The organism is Novosphingobium sp. Sphag1I (genome assembly GCF_056279125.1).
On record NZ_JBWBQS010000010.1, the window covers coordinates 70,895 to 91,870 of the forward strand.

A 20,976-nucleotide genomic window follows, 5' to 3' on the forward strand; every position below is an offset into this window, starting at 1 on the left:
TTTATGGAATTTTCCTATTGCAACGCATTCGCATTTGCTCAATAGGCTCTTGCAACTTAATCGCAATAAGGATGGTCCCATGAATTCCGGCAGCAAGCCCCTCTTGCTCGGCGCCGCATCGCTGATCGCCCCCGCCATCGCCAACCCCGCCATGGCCGCAGAAACCGCTCCGCAGCAGACCGATCTGGGCAGCTTTGCCGTCACCGACACGGTCGTCGTATCCGGCACCTACAAGGCCGATCGTCAGTCCTCGCCCAAGGCGACCGCCGATCTGGTCGATACGCCCCGCTCGATCACTGTTGTAACGCGTCAGGTGCTGGAAGACACCTCCTCGACCACACTGGCCGAAGCGCTGCGCACGGTGCCGGGCATCACGCTGGGCGCGGGCGAAGGCGGCAATCCGCTGGGCGACCGCCCCTTCCTGCGCGGTTCGGACAGCTCGAACTCGATCTATCTGGACGGCGTGCGCGACATTGCCGCCACCAGCCGCGAAACCTTTGCCGTCGAAGCCATCGAAATCACCCGCGGTTCGGACGGCATCACCAATGGTTCGGGCAATGCCGGCGGTTCGATCAACATCGTCACCAAGCGCCCCGAAAAGCGCCGCTTCTTCAATGTTGACGCCACCTATGGCACCAAGGATTACAAGCGCTTTACCGCCGACATCAATCAACCGATCAGCGATTTCGTCGGCGCGCGCGTTGCCGCCATGTACCATGATCAGGGCGTCGCAGGCCGCGATTATATCTGGCAGCGCCGCTGGGGCATCGCGCCCTCGCTGAAAATCGGCATGACCGGCCCGACCAGCCTGACGCTCGACTTCTATCACATGCAATCGAGCGAATTGCCCGATCAGGGCATCCCCTATACCCGCATCGCCTCCTCGCTGGGCGCTGGCTATACCGAAGTCGCGCCGCTCAGCACCGCCCCCTTCACCACCGCCACCGGCGGCACGGTCCAGCGCAGCCGGGGAACCTTTTACGGGCTGGTCAACCGCGATTTCCGCACCACCAACACCGACGGCTTTGGCGCGCGCTTTGAAACGCAATTGGCCAAGGATCTGAAGCTGCGCAACACGCTGCGCTATACCAATACCGAACAGGACTACCTCTGGACCCTGCCCGATGACTCGCGCGGCAACCTTTACAACTACGGGACGATTTCCCGCCGCGTGAATGCGCGCTACAGCACCCAGGACGGCATTGTCGATCAGCTCGACCTGAGCGGCAAATTCAACACGGGCGGCATCCAGCACAGCTTTTCGACCGGCGTCGAATACAACTGGCAAAAATCGACCATTGGCACTTATCTGTCCAACGCCAGCACCGGCGCGATTGTGGCCACCGCCATTGCATGCCCGACCGCCACGACCGGCACCAGCGCAATTTGCACCAGCGCATCAACGCCCAACCCGTTTGACGCCTTTACCGGCCCGATCCTGAAAGGCCCCGGCAATTCGCAAACGGCGACGGACTGGACGACGCTTTCGGCCTATGTGTTTGACACAATCACCCTGTCCGACAAATTCATGGTCAATCTTGGCGGGCGCTATGACCGCTTCCTGACCCATGTTCTGGTGCCCAGCGCTGCGCCCTATACCGCCAATCGCAGCCCCGTGCGCCGCAAGGACGACCTCTTCACCTATCAGGCCGGGCTGGTCTACAAACCGCGCCCCAACGGCAGCGTCTATATCTCGACTTCAACGGCGGCTATCGCCCCCGGTTCGTTCCTTGCCCAGGGTCAGGAAGACAATGCCCTGACCGCAACGACAATTGATCCCAACGATCTGAAGGTGCAAAAAACCACGACCTATGAAGTGGGCACCAAATGGACCCTGTTCGACAATAACCTGATGCTTTCGGCCGCCTTGTTCCAGACGCGCACCACCAATGCCCGCGCCACGCTGGACAATGGCACGGTCGGCTTTATCGGTGACAAGCGCGTGCGCGGTTTCGAACTGGGCTTCAGCGGCAATATCAACGACAAATGGAGCGTGTTTGGCGGCTGGGCACATATGCCCTCGGTCATGACCAACAGCGGCTTCTCGTCGGTGGGCGGTGCCTATGTTGTTTCGGCCACCACGGGCAAGCGCGCACCCAACACCCCGCTCGACAGCGTTACGTTCAACACCTCGTACAAGGTCACGCCCAAGATCACCATCGGCGGCGGCGCAATCTATATGGCCAAGGTCTATGGCGGTTATGCCTATGGCAACACCGCGGCGACGGTGCGCGCGGTTTATGCGCCGTCCTACTGGCGCTTTGATGCCAACGCGGCCTATCAGCTTACCGATCGCGTCGGCATCAAGCTCTCGGCGCTTAACCTGACCAACGAGCTCTACTACGACCAGCTCTATGCCAGCCACTATGCGCATCAGGCCGCAGGCCGCACCATTCTGGGCAGCCTGAGCTTCAAGTACTGAGTATGGAAAATTCCTCGCTGACGGTGGAGGAATGGCAGGCGGTGCTGGCGGGGGAACCCGCCGGCGCCGCCAACGCTTTGGGCAAGGCGGCGCGTGGCGGCGACCGCCTTGCCGCGTTGCATTACGGCCAATGCCTTCTGGACGGGCGCGGGGTAAAGGCTGATCCCCAAGCCGCCTTTCACTGGTTCATTCAGGCCGCCCAATCGGGCATGGCCGAGGCGATGAATATGGTGGGCCGTTGCCTCGACCAAGGCTGGGGCGTTGCCGAAACCCCGAAAATGGCCGCGCAATGGTTCGCCGCCGCCGCCGAAAAGGGCGATGTCTGGGGCCTCTATAATTATGCCACCGCCCTGACGCTGGGCCGCGGCATTGCGCAGGACCGGGCGCGCGCGCTCGAATTGTTCCGCCATGCCGCCGCGATGGGCCATGCCAAATCGCAAAACATGATCGGGTCCTTTCACGAGGATGGCTGGGAGGTTCCCGTCAATCTGGACGTGGCGGCCTATCACTATGCCCGCGCGGCCGAAGGTGGCGATTTTCGCGGCTGTTTCAACCATGCCCGCATGGAAATCGCGCAAGGTCGATTGGACGCGGCAAAGCGCTGGCTTGTCGAGGCCGCCCGCCTTGGCCACGCCCGCTTTCGTCGGCAAATGGCCCAGTGGCTGAATCAACGCGAGGAAGAAGAATTGCGCAGCTTTGGCGCAGAGCTTCTGGCCAGCGCATCGACGGATAAGACCTCTTCATGACCAGAAAGAAGAATGGCGCCGCCCGCCAATTCTGGCAGCGCCAATTCCACACATGGCACTGGATCAGCGCGGCGATCAGCCTGATCGGCATGTTGTTTTTCGCGATCACCGGAATCACGCTGAACCATGCCGGCGCCTTTGCCGCCAACCCCAAAGTGGTCACCGCCAGCGGTCAGTTGTCGCCGGGCGCGCTGACCTTGCTACAGGGCCATTCGGCGCCCACCGGCCCCCTGCCCGCCCCGGTGGCCAGCGCCGTTGAGCAGGCCGTTCACATCAACGTCGCGAACCGTGATGCCGAATGGGCCGAGGACGCGATCACGGTCAACCTGCCCCGTCCGGGCGGTGATGGCTTTGTCTCGATTGATCCGGTTTCTGGCGCGATCACGTCGGAATTGACCGACCGTGGCCTGCTCTCGCTGGCCAATGATTTGCACAAAGGGCGCAATGCGGGCGGGCCTTGGGTGTGGTTCCTCGACATTTTTGCGGTCGCCTGCGTGATCTTCACACTCACCGGCCTGCTGCTGCTGCAACTCCATTCCAAGCGCCGCCCCTCGACATGGCCGCTGGTGGGGCTGGGGCTGATCGTGCCGCTGCTGCTTGTCCATTTTCTGGTTCCCTAGAAGGAAGCACTGATGAAACGCTCCACTTTAATTGCCCCCGTTCTGGCTCTGGCGCCGGGTGCCGCGATGGCCGGTTCGATCTCGGTCGATCTGCCGCGCCTGTCGGTGGCCGAATATCACCGCCCCTATGTCGCCATCTGGGTCGAAGGCGCAGGGATTCAACCGCGCACCATCGCGGTATGGTATGATGCCGACCATCGCGGCGATCCGGGCACGAAATGGCTGTCGGACCTGCGTGGATGGTGGCGCGTGGCGGGCCGCAATATCGGCACGCCCCCCGCCGGCATGTCGGGCGCGACCCGCGCGCCGGGCCATCACACGATCCCGCTTCCCGCCGATCTCAAGCCGGGCGCCTATACGCTCAAAGTCGAGGCGGCGCGTGAAACCGGCGGGCGCGAACTGGTCAGCGTTCCCTTCACCCTGCCCCGCACCGGCGGCAAGGCGTCGGGCAAGGATGCTGCCGGTGAAATCGGCACGGTTGCCGTCACCCTTCCCTAAAGCCCCCAAATGTCCATCAAGGAGCCACTCCATGGCCAATAAGATGATTTCCAAGGCACTTGCCCTGCTGGCCGGCGCATCGGCGCTGGCGCTGCCGATCACCGCACAGGCGCACCGCCAATGGCTGTTGCCCGTCGCCACGACCTATTCGGGCGACGATCCGTGGGCCAGTATAGACGCCGCCGTGTCGAACGACCTGTTCTTTCCCGACCACTTCCCGATGCAACTGGCCCAGATCAAGGTGACCGCCCCCGATGGCACGCCGGGCAAGATCGAGCATGGCATCACGGCCCGCTATCGCAGCACGTTTGACGTTCACCTGACCCAGCCCGGCACGTGGAAGATCGGCACCGAAGGCTTTAACGTCATGGGCAGTTTCAAGGTCGATGGCGTTGAAAAGCGCGTAGGCCGCCGCCCCGGCCCGCCGCCGGGCGCGATGGGTCCGGGTGGCCCCGGTGGTCCGGGTGGTGAAGGTCGTGGCCCCGGCGGGCCTGGCGGGCCTGGTGGTCCGGGTGGTCCGGGCCGCGCGCCGATTGAAACCGTGGCTCTGGACGCCATTCCCGCCAATGCCACCGATCTCAAGCTGACCGAAGCGATCAGCCGCAACGAGATCTATGTCACGCGCGGCGCGCCCACCGACACGGTGTTCAAATCCACCGGCAAGGGGCTGGAATTCGAGCCCATCACCCATCCGGCCGATCTGGTATCGAACGAACCGGGCAAGTTCCGCTTCCTGATCGATGGCAAGCCCGCCAAGGGGCTGAAGCTGACCATCATTCCCGGCGGCAAGCGTTATCGCGATGACGAGGGCGATTTTGAAGTCACCACCGATGCCAATGGCGTGGCCACCGTCAAGTGGGCAGGTCCCGGCATGTATTGGGTGAACGTCACCGCCACCGACAACAAGCCCAGCACGCCGCGCGCAACCGAGCGCCGGATGTCCTATACCGCCACGCTCGAAGTGATGGCGCCGTAAACATGGCGGCGGCAGGGGACATGCAGGTGCGTGTTGCCCTGCCGCCGGTCATTGATGCCGAAGCGATGCGCGGCCTTGATCCCAAGGCCGATGTGCTGATGCTGCAAGGGCAGACCATGGGCACGATCTGGCGGGTCCGCGCGGTTTGGCCGAGGGGCGATGCGGACAGGGTTGAGGTCGCAATTGTCGCCCGCCTTGACGATCTGATCGCCCAGATGAGCCATTGGCAAGCCGACAGCGAGTTGTGCCGTTTCAATCGGTTGACGGGCGGATCATGGGCCAATCTCTCGCCCGATTTCGCCCGCGTCATTGACGCATCCCTGTCCTTGACCCACACCAGCGGCGGCGCGTTCAGCCCCGCGATGGGCAGGCTGGTCGATCGTTGGGGTTTTGGCCCACCCGGCCCGGTCGACCGCGCACCCAATGCGCAGGACGTGGCCGAATTGATGCCATTTTGTAACGTAGCGCGATTGGCATGGGACAGCTCGACGGGGCGATTGCGCCAACCGGGCGGCGTATCGCTCGACTTGTCTGGCATTGCCAAAGGCTATGCGGTCGATGCGCTGTCGGCGCTGTTGCGCGCAATGGGCGTCCGCCATGGGCTGGTCGAGGTCGGCGGCGAATTGGCCGGATGGGGCGTTCAACCCGATGGCCAGCCGTGGTGGGTCGATCTGGAAAATCCGGTTGGCCCCTCATTGACACCCTTTCGAATCGCCCTGCACGGATTGGCGGTGGCGACATCGGGCACCTATATCCGCGGCGACCACAATCTGGATCCGAACACCGGCTGTCCAGCACAAAGCGGCGTGCTGTCTTGCAGCGTCATCCATGCTCAGGCGATGATCGCCGATGGATGGGCCAGTGCGATGAGCGTTTTGGGGCCGGAGCGAGGCGGAAAACTGGCCGAAAAGCTGGGCTTGGCGGTGCGATGGGTGATGGATGACGGGGCCGAGGTCATAAGTGCCACACTTTGCGACATGATTGCGAATTAAATGCAATAAGCCTTGTTTGGGTCGCGCCATTTTGCTAATCGTTAGCAATAGCGAGCATCCCACGACCCTATGAGGCAGCCCATGTACGCCTTTCGAGTGACCGACGAAGCCGAGTTTTCCGCCCATTTCGGCGATTCGCGACTCAGCTTTGCGGCCCCGGCGCCTGCGGCTCCCTTTATTCCCAGCGCTTCCTATGCCCAGCAGGCCCGCCGCCCGCGCGGGACCGCAATGGTGGCCTCCGCGCTTGCGGTGGGCGCGCTGTTTTCGGCGATGGTTTGGATGAATGTCGCCCCCCATGCCAAGCGTCAGCACCATGTGGTGACGATGGACCTGACCGCCCCGCCCCCCGCCGCGCCCAAGAGCAAGCCGGTGGACAAGGTGGTCGATATGCCGTCTATGCCGCAACAGGTGGCCCAACCGCAGCCTGACGCGCCGGTGCCGCCTCTGGCCGTTGCCATTCCCGTGGGTCAGGAAGCCGCCGCCGTGCCGGTTACCCCGCCCGCGCCCCCGGCGCCCGCCCCTGCCCCCGTGGCCGCCGCGCCCAAGGCGCCTGCTGGTCCGGCCGAGGTTGGCGATCTGGGCGCGCGCATTCTCTCCTTCACGCCGCCGTCCTATCCGCTGGAATCGCGCCGGAATATGGAGGAAGGCACCGTGACGCTGGGCCTGTTGGTTGGCACCGATGGGCGCGTGGTGGAAATTTCCGTCGCCAACAGCAGCGGCTTTGCTCGTCTGGACAAGGCGGCGCTGGACGCTGTGCGCAAGTGGCGCTGGACGCCGATGATGCGCGGGGGCGAAGCGGTAATGCTGCGCGGGTTCCTGAAAATTCCCTTCTCGCTCAAGCGCTAAGATTGAGGGCGCCGCGAAGGGCGCCCTTTTGACTTACGCCTCGCTCAAAAACTCGACCATTTTCTGGCCCAGTTCCTTTTGGGTCACGCTGCTCATATGCGTGCCGGGAATTTCGGCATAGCGCGCATTGGGCAAGGTCTGTGCCAGACGCGGGGCGCTGCCATTATCCTGATCGACATCGCCGCAAAGGACCAGCGTGGGCATCATCACCTGCGCCAGATCCGACGGCGGCGTGTCATCGACCGATTGCAGCAGCAGTTCCGCGGCGCGCAAGTCAACCTTCTGCGCCTTCATGAACTGCTGTGCGACATAGGCGGGGTCGCCGTGTTTGATCGTGCCGTAACGCGCAATCGCGTCGAGGAAAAATGCGCTGCGCCGTGCCCATCCCGCCAGACCTTCCAGCCCCATGCCCGCCAAAATAAGGCGGCGTGGCTCCAGCCCTGCCAGCACGGCACGGGTCGATGTGCGCGACCCCAACGAAAAGCCGCCCAGATCAAATTCTCCCGGCTCCAGCCCCAATTCGCGCACCAGCATCAGCGCGTCGGTGACCAGCACATCTTCGGGATAGGCGGTGGCGTCATGGGGCGCCTCGCTCATGCCATGGGCGCGCAGGTCGGGCATGATGACGTCAAAACCGGCCTGAGCCAGCCTTTCGGCATGGCCATATTTGACCCAATTGATCGCCGCCGACGAAAACAGCCCGTGAAACAACAGCAACGGGCGACCATGCCCCCCCGACACCGGCGCCATGCGATGCACCGCCAAGCGGGTTCCGGCCCAACCACGGATATAGCTGGTCGTTACGGTTTCGGGCATGACAAGATCCTCTTCGGGCGGGTTGGCAAGAAGCTCGCGATAGGCGCGGAAAAGCCAAAGGGGCAAGCGGCTTGTTCCAGCCGATGCCTGAAAATATTCATGGATCAAGGAAGGGCGCTCCGATGGCGCGAAAGTAAACAGGGCGGGAAGCCAGCCGCAACCCGCCCTGTGATGATCGCCGTTCAGCAGCCCGTCAGCGAAGCGCCGGGCACATAGCGCGGGCCGTACATGCGCTGGCATGTCTTGGCGCGCTTGATCTTGGACGGATCGATCTGACCGCTCTTGTTGGTGTCGGCGCGGTCAAAGGCATTTTCCATGTAGGCCACGAAAGTCTCGCGGCTCACCTTGCCATCGGCGTCACGCGGCACATGGTTCAAAACTTCGGCCAAAGCCACGTCGCCTTCGGCATTGACGGCGGCATGGGCCTGGACGGCGCCGGCCAGTGCCAGAACGGCAACGGCGAGGCCAAAACGGATCTTCATAACTCCTCCTATGCGAACGTCCCCACCCCCGCGGTGCGCGCACTAGCTTTTTGGACAAGTGTCAGACATGCGCACTTCTACCCATGTTTTTACGGGGATTTTACGCCTAGCGGGGGCCATCATGGCCGCTCTCCGGCTTGCGAACAGGGCACCCCGAAACAGCCTATTTGGAACCATCGGCGTGCCCAACTCTTCCTTGAACAGGAACCAAGTTCGAGAGGAGTAGATCATGAACACCATTCGCAACACGCTTTTGACCGCCACGATGCTGGCCGTTGCGTGGTCCTCGCCCGCCATGGCCGAGGGCAAGGCAGACCGCGCCAAGAAGGCCATTGCGGTGGCCGAGGCCAAGATCAGCGCCGCCGATACCGCCGGGGCCGACACGATGCTGGCCGTGGATCAGGCCAAGGCCAAGCAGGCATTGGCCGATGCGCGCGAAGACCTGTCGGCCGGGCGTAAGGAAGAAGCCATTGAGACCGCCAATCAGGCATCAATGATCGCGGACGCCAACCTTGGCGAAGCGCAGCGCTTGAAAGCCGCCCGCACCGCCGCCCGCGTTGAAGCGGCCAAGACCGATGCCGCCATCGCCCAGGCGCAGGCCAGCGAGGCAACCCAGCAGGCCGCCGCCCAGCAGGTAGCCGCCGCCAATGAACGCGCCGCCAGCGCCGAGCAAAGCGCGCAGGCCGCCCAGCAGGAAGCCTTGGCCGCCCGCGCCACCGCTCAGGCCGCGATGGAGCAAAATGCCGCTGTTGAAACGACAGTGACGACGCAGAACACCGGTCGTGTGGCCGCCAAAAAGGTCGTGCGGACCCGCGTGGTCAAGAAGCCCGCAAACACCACGACCCGCGTGGCCGGCCCTGTGGCCACCACGACGACCACGGTGACGCAGCGCGTTAACTAAACCCCGCACATGCAAAAAGGGTGGGACAGGTTTTGCCTGCCCCACCCTTTTCATTTGCCATCAATGGCGCGCCGTTCAGCCCTTCTTGAGGTGACGACGGCCCAGCAGTTCGGCGATCTGCACCGCGTTCAGAGCCGCGCCCTTGCGCAGGTTGTCCGACACGCACCACAGCGACAGGCCGTTGTCGACCGTCGAGTCTTCACGCACGCGGCTGATGAAGGTGGCATAATCGCCAACGCATTCAACCGGGGTCACGTAACCGCCGTTTTCGCGCTTGTCGACCAGCATCACGCCGGGGGCTTCGCGCAGGATGTCCTGAGCTTCGGCCGCGCTGATTTCTTCTTCAAATTCGATGTTCAGCGCTTCGGAGTGACCGATGAACACCGGCACGCGCACGCAGGTTGCCGTCAGCTTGATCTTGGGGTCCAGGATCTTCTTGGTTTCGGCCACCATCTTCCATTCTTCCTTGGTGGAACCATCATCAAGGAAAACGTCGATGTGCGGGATCACGTTGAACGCGATCTGCTTGGTGAACTTCTTGGGTTCGGCCTGATCGCCGACAAAGATCGCGCGGCTCTGTTCGAACAGCTCGTCCATGCCTTCCTTGCCCGCGCCCGACACCGACTGGTACGTGGCGACGACGACGCGCTTGATCTTGGCCTTGTCGTGCAGCGGCTTCAAAGCCACCACCATCTGCGCGGTCGAGCAGTTGGGGTTGGCGATGATGTTGCGCGCCTTATAGCCGTCGATGGCGTCCGGGTTCACTTCGGGCACGATCAGCGGAACGTCCGGGTCCATGCGATAGAGCGACGAGTTGTCGATCACGACGCAACCAGCCGCCGCCGCCTTGGGCGCATAGATCTTCGTCGGGCCCGAGCCTGCCGAAAACAGCGCGATGTCCCAGCCGGTGAAATCGAAGTGTTCAATGCTCTGAACCTTCAGCTTCTTGCCGGTTTCACCAAAGTCAATTTCGGTCCCCTGCGAACGGGGCGAAGCAACCGCCGCCAGTTCGTCAATCGGAAACTCGCGCTCGGCAAGGATGTTGAGCATTTCGCGGCCCACATTGCCCGTGGCGCCAACGACGACAACCCGATAACCCATGTCATTCACTCCTGCGGCCCCAAAGGGGCCTGTTTCACGCGACCTGAGACGCAAAGCCGCATTACAACAACTGGCCTAAGTATATTACGGCGGCGTCACTCCATGCCGTGCCAGGAAAGCGAAAATCGTATTCCACAAATGGACGCTGACCTTTGGCCCGCCCACGCGGTGGGTATGGCCGGGGTACAGCATCATTTCAAAAGGCGTCGCCTCGTTCTGCATCTTGGCGATCAGCGCCGAGGAATTTTCAAACACCACATTGTCATCCGACAGACCGTGGATCAGCAACAGCGGATCACGGATCGCATCAGACTTATCAATCGCGTTGGAGGCCTTGTATGCCGCCGCTACCAGCCTCGGATCGCCCATGTAACGCTCGGTATAGTGGGTGTCATAGAGTTCCCACTTCGTCACCGGCGCGCCCGAAATGCCCGCGGCAAAGATGCCGGGATGCGCTTCGAGCATCTTGAGCGTCATATAGCCGCCATAGGACCAGCCATAGGTGGCGATCTTTTGCGCGTCCACGAAAGGCAGAGACTTCAGGTAATCGGCCCCGGCGATCTGGTCATCGACCTCGACCGTGCCCATCGCCTGCCAGATCTGGCTTTCGAAATCGACGCCCCGGTTGGCGCTGCCCCGGTTGTCGATTTCGAAATAGATATAGCCCTTGGCGACAATTGCCTGCGCCAGAGCGCCGGCCCAGCCCTTGTTGACCACCTGAACATGGGGGCCGCCGTAATGTTCAAAGAACACCGGATAGCGCTTGCCCGGCTCCATCACCGGCGTGATCATCTTCCAATGGAGGTCGGTGCCATCCTTGGCCTTGATCGTGCCGAAAGTGGGCGCGCGGTGGGCGGCCATGAAGGGCGCATAAGGATGCGCGCCATCGACCTTGTTCTCCTCAACCCACGCGATGCGCTTGCCGGTGCCATCGGCCAGATAGGTCTGGGCCGGCTGGTTCTGGGCGCTGCGGGTGACGACCAGCGTTTGCCCGCTGCGGTCCATGGTGGCGCTGTTCATATAGGCCGGATCGGTCAAGCGCTTGGGCTCGCCCGGATGGTTGTAATCCAGCGAATAGACCTGATGGGCCAGCACATCGTCCTTCGTGCCGGTGAAATAGAGCTTGCCGCCCTTTTCATCGACGCCGTCCAGCGAGGTCACCATCCAGCGCCCCTTCGTCAACTGCTGCCACTTGCTTCCGATCAAGCGGTAAAGATGGCCGAAACCATCCCGCTCGCTCCACCAGATCAGGCTGCCATCGCGCAGGAAACGGTAATTGTCGGTCAGGTTGATCCAGCTCTTGTCACGCGCCGTTTCGGTGAACAGCACCTGCGACTTGCCCGTGGCCGGATCGACCCGCAGCATGTCAAGGCGGGTCTGCGCCCGGTTCTGGCGCTGGACATAGAGCGTCTTGCCATCGGGCGCCCAATCGACGCGGGCCAGATAGATGTCCGGGTCCGTCCCCAGATCAACCTTGACGGGCCCCTTCTGATTATCAACGCCGCCGTTCGGGCTGACCACATAGAGCGCCACTTCGGCATTGGGCGTACCCGCCGCCGGATAGCGTTGATCAAAGGTCTTGGTGCCGGTGGCGCCGATGGCCGCGCGGGTAACGACGCCCACCTTGGCCTCGTCAAAACGCTGGACGGCGACATGGGCATCATCGGGCGCCCACCACGCTCCCGTCAGGCGCGCCATTTCTTCCTGAGCGACAAACTCCGCCTCGCCCCAATGGACGGTCTGGCTGGCCTCCACCGGGGTCAGGCCGCGCGCCGCGCCGCCTTGGACCGGCACCACCCAGAAACGGCGGTCGCGGACAAAGGAAACAAAGCCGCCCTTGGGGCTGAGCCGCGGGTTGAGCGCGTCGGCCCCTGCCCCTTCAACCTTGCGCACCGAACCGTCCAGCCCGGCCAGCAGAAGGTCGCCATCAAGCGGCACCAGCACGCTCTTGCCATCGGCGGCCCAGCTATAGGTAACGATGCCCTTGAGATCGCCGATGCGCTGACGCTCACGCTGCATCTTTTCGGCTTCGGACAAAGCGCGGCCCGAAGACAACTTTTCCGAATCGACCAGCATCCGCCACTCGCCCTTTTGGCGGTCATAACCCCACAGGTCATAGCGTTCGCGGTCATTGGCCCGATTGCGCAGCAGCGTCAGGTAACGCCCATCCGGCGACAGCTTCACCCCGCGCGGCGCAGGGCCGTTGAGCGAAGGGCTGGCAAAGACCCGCTCAAACGAGAGACTGGCCGAAGGCGCGGCGTTCACGGCCGCCCCCTGCGCAAAGGCGAGAGGCACGGGCGCAAGCATGGTCCCACCGAGCAGGATTGCCGGGGCAAACAGAAGAACGGGGAAGCGCATGGCAAGGAGGCAGACCTGTCGAATGGCGGGAAATAGGGCATGCGGGGATAAGGCGCGCAAGCAAAAGGGCGCCCCGGCTGTCTTGGCCGAGGCGCCCTTGTCACGGTGTTCCGCTGGTTGGCTGGGGAACCTTTGTTCCGGCTCAGCCTTCCGCGCGGGTGTCGCGGCGCTCGGCGATACGTGCGCGTTTGCCGGTGCGGCCGCGCAGATAGTACAGCTTTGCACGACGCACGACACCACGGCGAACCACGGTAATCGAGTCAATGTTGGGCGAGTAGAGCGGGAATACGCGTTCCACGCCTTCGCCGAACGACATCTTGCGCACGGTGAAGTTCGAGTTGATGCCGCGGTTCGAACGGGCAATCACCACGCCTTCATAGGCCTGAACGCGGGTGCGTTCGCCTTCGATAACCTTCACACCGACGCGCAGCGTGTCGCCAGCGCGGAATTCCGGAATTTCCTTGCCAGAAGCCGCAAGCGCCTTGGCGATTTCTTCGGCTTCGATCTGCTGAATCAGGTTCATTGACCCAAATCCTTCGTTTTGCGCCGCGCGCCAGAGGCAGACTGACCCGAAGCACCACCGTAGCGCTCCCAAAGGTCGGGCCTGCGTGACCGAGTATCGTCTGCAGCCTGTTGTTTCCGCCAGGCCGCAATCTTTCCATGATCCCCCGATCGCAGCACTTCAGGGATCAATCGCCCTTCCCAATCATTGGGTCGGGTATAGTGCGGATATTCGAGCAATCCGTTTTCGAACGACTCATCATCCCCACTAGAGGCCGCGCCCATTACGCCGGGAAGCAGCCGAATGCAAGAGTCCAAGAGCATTAAAGCGGCCGGTTCGCCGCCAGAAAGGATAATATCGCCGATTGAAACTTCCTCGACGTCGCGCCCGGCGAAAATCCTTTCGTCAAACCCTTCAAAACGCCCGCAAAGTACGATGACCCCCGGCCCGGCCGCCAATTCGCGCACACGTGCCTGCGTCAAAGGACGTCCACGCGGCGTCATGGCGATCACCGGGCGCCCCATCGGGCCATTGTCGCGCGCATGATCGATGGCGCGAGCCAGAACATCAACTTTCAACACCATGCCCGCGCCGCCGCCTGCGGGCGTATCATCCACCGTGCGATGCTTGTCTTGCGCAAAGTCGCGGATCTGCACCGCGTCAATATCCCACTTGCCATCCTCGCGCGCGCGACCGGCAAGGCTGATCCCCAGCGGGCCGGGAAACATTTCAGGGTAAAGCGTCAGGACAGTGGCGGAAAAGCTCATGGCGCCCCCATGCCCCCTGCGCCGCCGCTCCGCAAGGGCCTAGCGCAAGAACTCAAGCTCTGGACAGGACCGTGGCTACTGGCCGCTTACGGCCTAACCGCAGGCGATAGAGCGCTTCATAAGGCGTTCCGGCCAGAACCGATGTGCCAAACAGCGCAACCGCCATGCTGGCCTGATTCAGCCTGCGATCATGGCGCAGATCCTCTGCCTCCTTGCGCGCAGCTTCCAGAACCTTGGCCCCGGCGCATGTGCGCCGGTCGATGGTCACGCAACGCACAATCCCCGCCAACAGCGTCACCAGCAACAGAGAGCCAAGATAGGGCACAGGCTGTTGATGCAACAGGCCCACTTCCCAACGAATCGCACCAAAGACCAGCACCAAACCATAAGGCAGGCAGGACCAACCGCGAATTTCCCACCATTCGGCCCGGCTGACCCACATGCCCCGCGCAATCAGGCGCAATTCCACCCAATTGGCCGCATTCCACAGGCTGCACATCAGCATGTCCCAATCCGTCCCCGGAGGCAGACCCAGCACCGTCACTTCCGCGCTGCTTTGCCCGGCAACCGGGTGGAGGGGAACAAAACTCCTGTCCTCGCGCACGGCCAGATGCCCCGCCTGCATCAACCCCACCACCAAGGTTTCGGCATAGCGCGTCGGCCCGCCCGAAAGGCAGGCCAATTCAAAAGGATGTTGCAAAACCAGAACCTTGCCATCGGGGCGCAGCCAGCGCGGCAAAACCCACCCCATGGCAACCGCCCCGACCAAGAGCAAAGCGTATAGCGCCAAAAAATCCCGCCCGCTTAAAAGCAATGGGTCAAAACCGGGCATGCCCCCTCCTCATCTGCCATCCGGCGACGAAGACCCCCGTTCATGATTAACACCTATTGCAGGCTCGGTACAATCACAGGTTTGCAAAGTGCGATGTTGGCGATGAACGCAAAGCCGACAAGGGCGCGAATCTCAAGGGTCGAACCAAAATCCCTTGTCCAATACCGCAGCGATATGTGCGATTTCCAAACGCTCCAACTCGTGCTTGCCCTGATGGCTGGCAAATTTGGCTCCGCAGAGCCATTTTATAATCACCCATGGAAGCGCGAAGATCGCGAGGCAGCCAATCCCTTCGTGATCCTCAACGAAGCCACACCCATTCGCCGTAATATTCGGCCAGGGTGGTCACAAATTCGGTGATGTCATCGCCATAGAGGCCAATGTCCTGTGTAATGGCCATATCCGGCCAAACACGGCGCAATCCCGACATATCCTGAGCCAAGGCGACAATTTCGGCCTCACGCTCAGTCATGCGGCATCCTCATCCCTGTGCGTAGGCAGCCTCGATCAGCACCCGAACTTCATCCCATTCGGGCACGGCATCGGCGCGCATGGGCACCATGAAACGATGGCTCTTGCCATCTTCGCCAGCAGGGGTTTCGATTTCCAGAATGTCGCCCGCGCCGAAATTCTCGACCGCAACCACCGTGCCCAGCATGTCGCCAGAGGTCGATTGCGCCGCCAGCCCCAACAGGTCGGCGTAATAATATTCACCCGGCGCCAAAGGAGGCATGGCCGAGCGGAGGACCGTCAGTGCCGTCCCGCGCAATTTTTCCGCCGCCGTTCGATCAGGGACTTCGGCAAAGCGGGCAATCGCACCACCCTTGCCGTCATCCTTGATCGATTTCAGCGTCAGCTTGCCGTCGTTGAAGGCGCGGTAGCTTTTGAGCGCCGCCACGCCTTCACCAAACAGCTTGAGGCGAACCTCGCCCGTGATGCCATGGGCCGCGGCCACCGCCGCCATAGTCACGGGCCGGTCGCTCATTATTCAGCAGCAGCCGCTTCAGCAGCTTCAGCAGCCTTCTTGGCCTTGTCTTCAGCGCGTTCCTTGGCCTTCTTGCCGGGTTCGGCGCGCTGCGGGTTGTTGGTGGGGGCGCGTTCCTTCAGACCGGCCTTGTCCAGCAGACGGGCAACGCGGTCGGTCGGCTGTGCGCCAACGCCCAGCCAGTACTTCACGCGGTCTTCGATCAGACGCACGCGGTCTTCGCTGTCCTTGGCGAGCAGCGGGTTATAGGTGCCAACCTGTTCCAGGAACTTGCCGTCGCGGGGCGCGGTGGCATTGGCAACAACGATCTTGTAGTAAGGGCGCTTCTTAGAACCGCCACGCGACAGACGCAGAGAAACCGACATTTTCGTACCTTTCCAATAAATTCGAAATTATTTCTTCAGAAACTTTGTGAAGTCCGGCGCCCCGGCACCAAGACCGGGAAGGCCACTGCCGCCGGGGCCTCCAAGACCGCCCATACCGCCGGGCATTCCGCCGCCCATCCCGCCAAGACCACCCTTGCCGAACAAGGCAGCGAGGCCCTTGAGCCCGCCCATTTTCTTGATCTGCTTCATCGCCTTTTCCATCTCCTGATGCATTTTCAGGAGCTTGTTGACTTCCTGCACCTGCGTGCCGGAACCATTGGCGATGCGGATCTTGCGCTTGGCGTTGAGCAATTCGGGGCGCGCGCGCTCTTTGGGGGTCATCGAACCGATGATCGCATCCATGCGCAGCAACGTGCGGTCATTCATGCCGCTGTTGGCCATGGCGGCCTGCGCCTTCTTCATGCCCGGCAGCATACCGGCCAACATGCCAAGGCCGCCCATTTTCTGCATCTGGCGGAGTTGGCTGCGCAGGTCGTTCATGTCGAACTGACCCTTGGCCATGCGTTCGGCCAGCTTTTCGGCGTCCTCGGCATCAACCGCTTGGGCTGCCTTTTCCACCAGGCTGACGATATCGCCCATGCCCAGAATACGGCCCGCCACGCGGCCCGGATTGAACACTTCAATCTGGTCGAGCTTTTCGCCCATACCGGCAAACTTGATCGGCTTGCCCGTGACCGCGCGCATCGAAAGCGCCGCACCGCCGCGCGCGTCACCATCCATACGGGTGAGGATCACACCCGTCAGATCGACTTCACCCGCAAAGCTCTGCGCAACGTTCACCGCGTCCTGACCGGTCAGCGAATCGACAACCAGCAGCGTTTCCTTGGGACGAGAGATAGCGGCAACCGCCTTCATCTCCTCCATCAAGGCCGAATCGACGTGCAGACGGCCCGCCGTGTCCAGCAGCAGCACGTCCACAGCCTGAAGCTTGGCCGAATTGATCGCGCGTTCGGCAATCGCCGTCGGCATCTGGCCCGAAACGATCGGCAGAGTGGCAACGCCCACCTGCGTACCCAGAACGGCCAACTGCTCCTGCGCGGCGGGGCGGTTGACGTCCAGCGACGCCATCAACACCTTCTTGCCGTGCTTTTCTTTCAGCAGCTTGCCGAGTTTCGCCGTGCTGGTGGTCTTACCCGAACCCTGAAGGCCGACCATCATGATGACGACCGGCGGGGCCGCATTCAGATCAAGACCGGGGACATCCTGCCCGCCCAGCATCTCGACCAGCGCATCATTGACGATCTTGACGACCTGTTGACCCGGCGTAACCGACTTGAGCACATTTTGCCCAACGGCCTTCTCGGTAACCTCGTCGATGAAACGGCGCACAACCGGCAGGGCCACGTCTGCTTCGAGCAGAGCAATGCGCACTTCACGCATCGCATCGCGCACATCCTGTTCCTTGAGCGCACCGCGCCCCTTCAGCCGATCAAAGACCGAGCCAAGGCGATCAGACAGAGCGTCGAACATCAGCCAACCCTTACCAAGCGCGCCCGGCCCGGCATTACGCCGAAACCATCACGCGAAAAACGCCGATGGGCGAAACCTCGCCGATCAGCGCATCAAAATCTCTATCAAGCGAAAAACGCCGGCGGACGAAAACTCGTCGGCCAGCGTAGCGCTTGAAGAAGCGATACTTCCCTTTGGTGGAGCCTAGCGGGATCGAACCGCTGACCTCCTGCATGCCATGCAGGCGCTCTCCCAGCTGAGCTAAGGCCCCGAACCAATGGGATATGTGCTTGAATGGTGGAGCCTAGCGGGATCGAACCGCTGACCTCCTGCATGCCATGCAGGCGCTCTCCCAGCTGAGCTAAGGCCCCATTCATTCAATAAGCTAGGCACCCCTGGGTGGTTTGCTTCGCTTCCGCCTCGTCGGCGGGCCGCCCCACTAGGACGACCCCGGAACCTTGGCAAGAACTTTTTTCAAGAAATTTCATTTTTCTGAAAAATGCCCAACCAAGGTTCCCGACGGACTTACACCTCGTCGGGTTCCTCGTCGTGGCCCGACACGCCCAGGTCGTCATCGCCGCCCAGGTCAACGTCATTGTCCGGCGAATCGCCGTCATCGTCGATGTCCAGATCTTCATCGGCCAGATCGACGTCGGCCACTTCATCGGCCTCCTTCTTCTGGATCTCTTCGAACGGAATCGGCTGCTTGCTCTTCAGCACCGGTTCCGGCACCCAGGCATAGCCGCATTCGATGCAAGTGACGGGATCGTCCTTGCCCAGATCGTAAAAGCGGGTGCCGCACTTCGGGCAACCATGCTTGGCGCCCCATTCTGGCTTGACCATGCTATTCCTCATGTCTGCCCCACCAGAACGGCGGGCCGTATCCATTGCTATGCGTAACTGGCGCGAAGAGCCATTTGACCGGCCCTGCCATGCTCTGGCGCCTTGCCATAGAGCCTTCGCGCTGTCAAAAGCCGCGCGCTTCTGGCGGGTGCCTGCCCGCGACGCAAGCCTTTTTCGCATCTATTGACCAAGGAATCCTGTCTGTGAGCGCCTCTGCCACTCCCCGCCCCCGCCGTTTCATGCCCGCAGGCGCCCTGAACGGCACGATCCGCGTGCCCGGCGACAAGTCGATCAGCCACCGCTCGATCATGCTGGGCGCTTTGGCTCTGGGCGAAACGCGCGTCACCGGCCTGCTGGAGGGTGAAGATGTGATGTCCACCGCCGCCGCGATGCGCGCCATGGGCGCCAAAATCGAAAAGACCGAGGATGGCGAATGGATCATCAATGGCGTGGGCGTTGGCGGGCTGCTGCAACCGGAAACCGCACTCGACATGGGCAATTCGGGGACGTCGACCCGTCTGCTGATGGGCCTTGTCGCGTCGCATGACATCACGGCGACCTTTGTCGGTGACGCCTCGCTGTCCAAACGCCCGATGGGCCGCGTGATCGATCCGCTCTCCACCATGGGCGCCGATTTCACCTCTACCGAAGGCCGCCTGCCGCTGACCATGCGCGGCGCATCGCCCGCCGTGCCGATCACCTATCGTCTACCGATGGCCTCGGCTCAGGTCAAATCGGCGGTGCTGCTGGCGGGGCTGAATACGCCGGGCATCACCACCGTCATCGAACCCGTCCCCACCCGCGACCATTCCGAACGGATGCTGCGCGGATTCGGCGCGAATCTGACCGTTGAGGTTGACGCCGAAGGCACGCGCACGATCCAGATCCACGGCCCCGCCGAATTGAAGGGCCAGACCATCGTGGTCCCCGGCGACCCCTCCTCCGCAGCTTTCTTTATCGTGGCGGCCCTCACCGTTCCGGACAGCGATGTTCTGATCGAAAACGTCGGCCTCAACCCCACCCGCGCCGGGATCGTCACCGTGCTGCGCCAGATGGGCGGGCAAATCGAGGGAGTAAATCCGCGTGAAGTGGGCGGCGAACCTGTGGCCGACCTGCGCGTACGCCATTCCGTTCTGCAAGGCATCGAGGTTGATCCCGACATCGTGCCCAGCATGGTCGATGAATTCCCCGTCCTTTTCGTCGCCGCCGCTCAGGCGCAGGGCCGCACCATCTGCCGCGGCCTCGAAGAATTGCGCGTCAAGGAAAGCGACCGCATCACCGTGATGCGCATCGCCCTCGAACTGGCCGGGGCAAGGGTGCAGGAAACCGAGGACGGCATGATCATCGACGGCACGGGCGGCGCGCCCTTGCCCGGCACATCGGGCGCGCATCATGTCGCAACGCATCTGGACCACCGCATCGCCATGAGCATGGCCATCGCGGGCCTCAACAGCATGAATGGCGTCGCCATCGACGACACCAGCCCGATCGCCACCAGCTTCCCCAATTTCGAAGCTCTGCTGGCCAATCTGGTGGCACGATGAGTCTGGTCTCCGGCATTCCCGCCGATGTCGCCAATGCCTGCGGCTTTGCGGGCATGGGCCTTTGCGTATTTGCCTATGCCTATACCACGGCCTTTACCGGCAAGGCGCGTGAGCCGAATCCCTTCATTCAACATGGGGCCAATCTGGCGGGCGCGCTTTTGCTGGTGATCTCGCTGTTGGTCGAAACCAATCCGGCCTCGCTGGCGTTGGAAAGCCTGTGGTCGGCCATTGCCTTTGTCGGTCTGGTCCGCGCCATCATGGCCCGCAAAAAAGGAAACGCATGATTATCGCCGTCGATGGCCCCACCGCTTCGGGCAAGGGCACAATCGCCAAGGCTTTGGCCGCGCATTACGGCCTGCCGCATCTCGACACCGGCCTGCTTTATCGCGCGGTCGGGCGTCAGGTGGCGCTCAATGGCGGCAATCCTGATGATGCCGGCGATGCTTTGGCGGCTTGCAACTTTGCCGACAGCCTGCTGAACGATCCCGAATTGCGGTCCGAGGCCAGCGGCGGCCTTGCCTCACGCGTGTCGGTCCACCCGCCCGTGCGTCAGGCACTGTACGAACGCCAACGCGCCTTTGCCACACAGGCGGGCGGCGCGGTTCTGGACGGGCGTGACATCGGCACCGTCATCGCGCCCGAGGCGCAGGCCAAATTGTTCGTCATCGCCAGCGTTGCCGCCCGCGCCCAGCGCCGCCATGCCGAAATGGTATCGCAAGGCCGCGACGTCGCGCTTGACGAAATCGAGGCCGATCTGGCGGCCCGCGACGAACGTGACCGCAACCGCAGCGCGGCGCCTTTGCGCGCGGCGGACGATGCGATCACGCTCGACACATCCGACCTTGGGCGCGAGGCGGCGATTGCCGCCGCCATCGCGCTGGTCGAACAAATGCGGTGCCCTAACGATTGA

Annotated in this window: 22 protein-coding genes, 2 tRNA genes and 1 pseudogene; 11 read left to right on the forward strand and 14 right to left on the reverse strand. The window is 62.5% G+C overall.

Going from position 1 to position 20,976, the window contains the following annotated elements; genetic code table 11:
* The first annotated feature begins 79 nt into the window (after positions 1 to 79).
* The 7 genes from ACZ9HU_RS13010 to ACZ9HU_RS13040 all read left to right on the forward strand — a co-directional run bounded on the left by ACZ9HU_RS13010 (position 80) and on the right by ACZ9HU_RS13040 (position 7,100).
* Complete coding sequence (locus ACZ9HU_RS13010; RefSeq protein ID WP_476105523.1) at positions 80 to 2,422, forward strand: TonB-dependent receptor; 2,343 nt, start codon at positions 80 to 82, stop codon at positions 2,420 to 2,422.
* Between the two features lie 2 nt (positions 2,423 to 2,424).
* Positions 2,425 to 3,168, forward strand: coding sequence for a tetratricopeptide repeat protein (locus tag ACZ9HU_RS13015; protein WP_476105525.1), 744 nt, complete (start codon positions 2,425 to 2,427; stop codon positions 3,166 to 3,168).
* Entirely contained in the window at positions 3,165 to 3,788 is a 624-nt protein-coding gene (locus tag ACZ9HU_RS13020) for a PepSY-associated TM helix domain-containing protein (protein ID WP_476105527.1), read from the forward strand. Before ACZ9HU_RS13015 ends, ACZ9HU_RS13020 begins: the two co-directional genes overlap by 4 nt.
* A 12-nt stretch (positions 3,789 to 3,800) precedes the next feature.
* Complete coding sequence (locus tag ACZ9HU_RS13025; protein ID WP_476105528.1) at positions 3,801 to 4,286, forward strand: DUF2271 domain-containing protein; 486 nt, start codon at positions 3,801 to 3,803, stop codon at positions 4,284 to 4,286.
* A gap of 31 nt (positions 4,287 to 4,317) precedes the next feature.
* Positions 4,318 to 5,262: a DUF4198 domain-containing protein gene (locus ACZ9HU_RS13030; protein ID WP_476105529.1), complete on the forward strand. Its 945-nt coding sequence runs from the start codon at positions 4,318 to 4,320 to the stop codon at positions 5,260 to 5,262.
* A 2-nt stretch (positions 5,263 to 5,264) separates the two neighbouring features.
* The gene (locus ACZ9HU_RS13035) at positions 5,265 to 6,254 is read left to right on the forward strand and encodes an FAD:protein FMN transferase (RefSeq protein ID WP_476105531.1); all 990 of its coding nucleotides are present in this window, start codon (positions 5,265 to 5,267) and stop codon (positions 6,252 to 6,254) included.
* Positions 6,255 to 6,323: 69 nt separating this feature from the next.
* Complete coding sequence (locus ACZ9HU_RS13040) at positions 6,324 to 7,100, forward strand: energy transducer TonB (protein ID WP_476105533.1); 777 nt, start codon at positions 6,324 to 6,326, stop codon at positions 7,098 to 7,100.
* Between the two features lie 33 nt (positions 7,101 to 7,133).
* Here ACZ9HU_RS13040 and ACZ9HU_RS13045 read toward each other — a convergent pair whose 3' ends face one another.
* Both ACZ9HU_RS13045 and ACZ9HU_RS13050 read right to left on the reverse strand, forming a co-directional pair.
* Entirely contained in the window at positions 7,134 to 7,916 is a 783-nt protein-coding gene (locus tag ACZ9HU_RS13045; protein WP_476105716.1) for an alpha/beta fold hydrolase, read from the reverse strand.
* A gap of 182 nt (positions 7,917 to 8,098) precedes the next feature.
* A complete protein-coding gene (locus tag ACZ9HU_RS13050; protein WP_476105535.1) occupies positions 8,099 to 8,398 on the reverse strand; it encodes an EF-hand domain-containing protein in 300 nt (99 codons plus the stop codon).
* 229 nt (positions 8,399 to 8,627) lie between these two features.
* Between ACZ9HU_RS13050 and ACZ9HU_RS13055 the strand changes: the two genes are divergently transcribed.
* Positions 8,628 to 9,299, forward strand: a complete 672-nt coding sequence (locus ACZ9HU_RS13055) for a hypothetical protein (RefSeq protein WP_476105537.1) — start codon at positions 8,628 to 8,630, stop codon at positions 9,297 to 9,299.
* A gap of 75 nt (positions 9,300 to 9,374) precedes the next feature.
* On the opposite strand, the gene ACZ9HU_RS13060 is transcribed toward ACZ9HU_RS13055, so the two are convergent.
* From ACZ9HU_RS13060 to ACZ9HU_RS13115, 12 genes and pseudogenes are all read right to left on the reverse strand, one after another.
* Entirely contained in the window at positions 9,375 to 10,400 is a 1,026-nt protein-coding gene (locus ACZ9HU_RS13060) for an aspartate-semialdehyde dehydrogenase (RefSeq protein ID WP_476105539.1), read from the reverse strand.
* 84 nt (positions 10,401 to 10,484) lie between these two features.
* A complete protein-coding gene (locus tag ACZ9HU_RS13065; protein ID WP_476105541.1) occupies positions 10,485 to 12,758 on the reverse strand; it encodes a S9 family peptidase in 2,274 nt (757 codons plus the stop codon).
* 142 nt (positions 12,759 to 12,900) lie between these two features.
* Complete coding sequence (gene rplS, locus ACZ9HU_RS13070) at positions 12,901 to 13,281, reverse strand: 50S ribosomal protein L19 (protein WP_476105543.1); 381 nt, start codon at positions 13,279 to 13,281, stop codon at positions 12,901 to 12,903.
* Positions 13,278 to 14,027, reverse strand: coding sequence for a tRNA (guanosine(37)-N1)-methyltransferase TrmD (gene trmD, locus ACZ9HU_RS13075; RefSeq protein WP_476105544.1), 750 nt, complete (start codon positions 14,025 to 14,027; stop codon positions 13,278 to 13,280). The genes rplS and trmD overlap by 4 nt, the downstream gene beginning before the upstream one ends.
* A 52-nt stretch (positions 14,028 to 14,079) precedes the next feature.
* A complete protein-coding gene (locus ACZ9HU_RS13080) occupies positions 14,080 to 14,859 on the reverse strand; it encodes a TIGR04222 domain-containing membrane protein (protein ID WP_476105545.1) in 780 nt (259 codons plus the stop codon).
* Between the two features lie 301 nt (positions 14,860 to 15,160).
* A complete protein-coding gene (locus ACZ9HU_RS13085; RefSeq protein ID WP_476105546.1) occupies positions 15,161 to 15,331 on the reverse strand; it encodes a hypothetical protein in 171 nt (56 codons plus the stop codon).
* 9 nt (positions 15,332 to 15,340) lie between these two features.
* Positions 15,341 to 15,844, reverse strand: coding sequence for a ribosome maturation factor RimM (gene rimM, locus ACZ9HU_RS13090; RefSeq protein WP_476105548.1), 504 nt, complete (start codon positions 15,842 to 15,844; stop codon positions 15,341 to 15,343).
* A 5-nt stretch (positions 15,845 to 15,849) separates the two neighbouring features.
* Positions 15,850 to 16,209, reverse strand: a pseudogene (gene rpsP / locus ACZ9HU_RS13095) (30S ribosomal protein S16); the annotation flags it as partial.
* 27 nt (positions 16,210 to 16,236) lie between these two features.
* Positions 16,237 to 17,700: a signal recognition particle protein gene (gene ffh / locus ACZ9HU_RS13100; protein ID WP_476105550.1), complete on the reverse strand. Its 1,464-nt coding sequence runs from the start codon at positions 17,698 to 17,700 to the stop codon at positions 16,237 to 16,239.
* A gap of 174 nt (positions 17,701 to 17,874) precedes the next feature.
* Positions 17,875 to 17,950, reverse strand: a tRNA-Ala gene (locus tag ACZ9HU_RS13105).
* Positions 17,951 to 17,974: 24 nt separating this feature from the next.
* Positions 17,975 to 18,050: transfer RNA gene (locus ACZ9HU_RS13110), tRNA-Ala, on the reverse strand.
* A gap of 154 nt (positions 18,051 to 18,204) precedes the next feature.
* The gene (locus ACZ9HU_RS13115) at positions 18,205 to 18,522 is read right to left on the reverse strand and encodes an FYDLN acid domain-containing protein (protein ID WP_476105551.1); all 318 of its coding nucleotides are present in this window, start codon (positions 18,520 to 18,522) and stop codon (positions 18,205 to 18,207) included.
* A gap of 239 nt (positions 18,523 to 18,761) precedes the next feature.
* Here ACZ9HU_RS13115 and aroA point away from each other — a divergent pair, with 239 nt between their 5' ends.
* From aroA to ACZ9HU_RS13130, 3 genes are read left to right on the forward strand one after another with little or no spacing between them, the layout of a single operon-like run.
* Positions 18,762 to 20,066 (forward strand): 3-phosphoshikimate 1-carboxyvinyltransferase, encoded by a 1,305-nt coding sequence (gene aroA, locus ACZ9HU_RS13120; RefSeq protein WP_476105718.1) that lies wholly within the window; start codon positions 18,762 to 18,764, stop codon positions 20,064 to 20,066.
* A complete protein-coding gene (locus ACZ9HU_RS13125; protein WP_476105553.1) occupies positions 20,063 to 20,350 on the forward strand; it encodes a CBU_0592 family membrane protein in 288 nt (95 codons plus the stop codon). Before aroA ends, ACZ9HU_RS13125 begins: the two co-directional genes overlap by 4 nt.
* The gene (locus ACZ9HU_RS13130) at positions 20,347 to 20,976 is read left to right on the forward strand and encodes a (d)CMP kinase (protein WP_476105554.1); all 630 of its coding nucleotides are present in this window, start codon (positions 20,347 to 20,349) and stop codon (positions 20,974 to 20,976) included. The genes ACZ9HU_RS13125 and ACZ9HU_RS13130 overlap by 4 nt, the downstream gene beginning before the upstream one ends.

Bases quoted from the DNA above. Each gene is read 5' to 3' on its own strand.
- ACZ9HU_RS13065 (WP_476105541.1), bottom strand. From the start codon at position 12,758: ATGCGCTTCCCCGTTCTTCTGTTTGCCCCGGCAATCCTGCTCGGTGGG.
- ACZ9HU_RS13060 (WP_476105539.1), bottom strand. From the start codon at position 10,400: ATGGGTTATCGGGTTGTCGTCGTTGGCGCCACGGGCAATGTGGGCCGC.
- rplS (WP_476105543.1), bottom strand. From the start codon at position 13,281: ATGAACCTGATTCAGCAGATCGAAGCCGAAGAAATCGCCAAGGCGCTT.
- ACZ9HU_RS13015 (WP_476105525.1), top strand. From the start codon at position 2,425: ATGGAAAATTCCTCGCTGACGGTGGAGGAATGGCAGGCGGTGCTGGCG.
- ACZ9HU_RS13010 (WP_476105523.1), top strand. From the start codon at position 80: ATGAATTCCGGCAGCAAGCCCCTCTTGCTCGGCGCCGCATCGCTGATC.
- ACZ9HU_RS13040 (WP_476105533.1), top strand. From the start codon at position 6,324: ATGAGGCAGCCCATGTACGCCTTTCGAGTGACCGACGAAGCCGAGTTT.
- ACZ9HU_RS13055 (WP_476105537.1), top strand. From the start codon at position 8,628: ATGAACACCATTCGCAACACGCTTTTGACCGCCACGATGCTGGCCGTT.
- ACZ9HU_RS13045 (WP_476105716.1), bottom strand. From the start codon at position 7,916: ATGCCCGAAACCGTAACGACCAGCTATATCCGTGGTTGGGCCGGAACC.
- ACZ9HU_RS13050 (WP_476105535.1), bottom strand. From the start codon at position 8,398: ATGAAGATCCGTTTTGGCCTCGCCGTTGCCGTTCTGGCACTGGCCGGC.
- ACZ9HU_RS13130 (WP_476105554.1), top strand. From the start codon at position 20,347: ATGATTATCGCCGTCGATGGCCCCACCGCTTCGGGCAAGGGCACAATC.
- ACZ9HU_RS13035 (WP_476105531.1), top strand. From the start codon at position 5,265: ATGGCGGCGGCAGGGGACATGCAGGTGCGTGTTGCCCTGCCGCCGGTC.
- ACZ9HU_RS13115 (WP_476105551.1), bottom strand. From the start codon at position 18,522: ATGGTCAAGCCAGAATGGGGCGCCAAGCATGGTTGCCCGAAGTGCGGC.
- ACZ9HU_RS13085 (WP_476105546.1), bottom strand. From the start codon at position 15,331: ATGACTGAGCGTGAGGCCGAAATTGTCGCCTTGGCTCAGGATATGTCG.
- ffh (WP_476105550.1), bottom strand. From the start codon at position 17,700: ATGTTCGACGCTCTGTCTGATCGCCTTGGCTCGGTCTTTGATCGGCTG.
- ACZ9HU_RS13025 (WP_476105528.1), top strand. From the start codon at position 3,801: ATGAAACGCTCCACTTTAATTGCCCCCGTTCTGGCTCTGGCGCCGGGT.
- aroA (WP_476105718.1), top strand. From the start codon at position 18,762: ATGCCCGCAGGCGCCCTGAACGGCACGATCCGCGTGCCCGGCGACAAG.
- ACZ9HU_RS13020 (WP_476105527.1), top strand. From the start codon at position 3,165: ATGACCAGAAAGAAGAATGGCGCCGCCCGCCAATTCTGGCAGCGCCAA.
- rimM (WP_476105548.1), bottom strand. From the start codon at position 15,844: ATGAGCGACCGGCCCGTGACTATGGCGGCGGTGGCCGCGGCCCATGGC.
- ACZ9HU_RS13125 (WP_476105553.1), top strand. From the start codon at position 20,063: ATGAGTCTGGTCTCCGGCATTCCCGCCGATGTCGCCAATGCCTGCGGC.
- trmD (WP_476105544.1), bottom strand. From the start codon at position 14,027: ATGAGCTTTTCCGCCACTGTCCTGACGCTTTACCCTGAAATGTTTCCC.
- ACZ9HU_RS13080 (WP_476105545.1), bottom strand. From the start codon at position 14,859: ATGCCCGGTTTTGACCCATTGCTTTTAAGCGGGCGGGATTTTTTGGCG.
- ACZ9HU_RS13030 (WP_476105529.1), top strand. From the start codon at position 4,318: ATGGCCAATAAGATGATTTCCAAGGCACTTGCCCTGCTGGCCGGCGCA.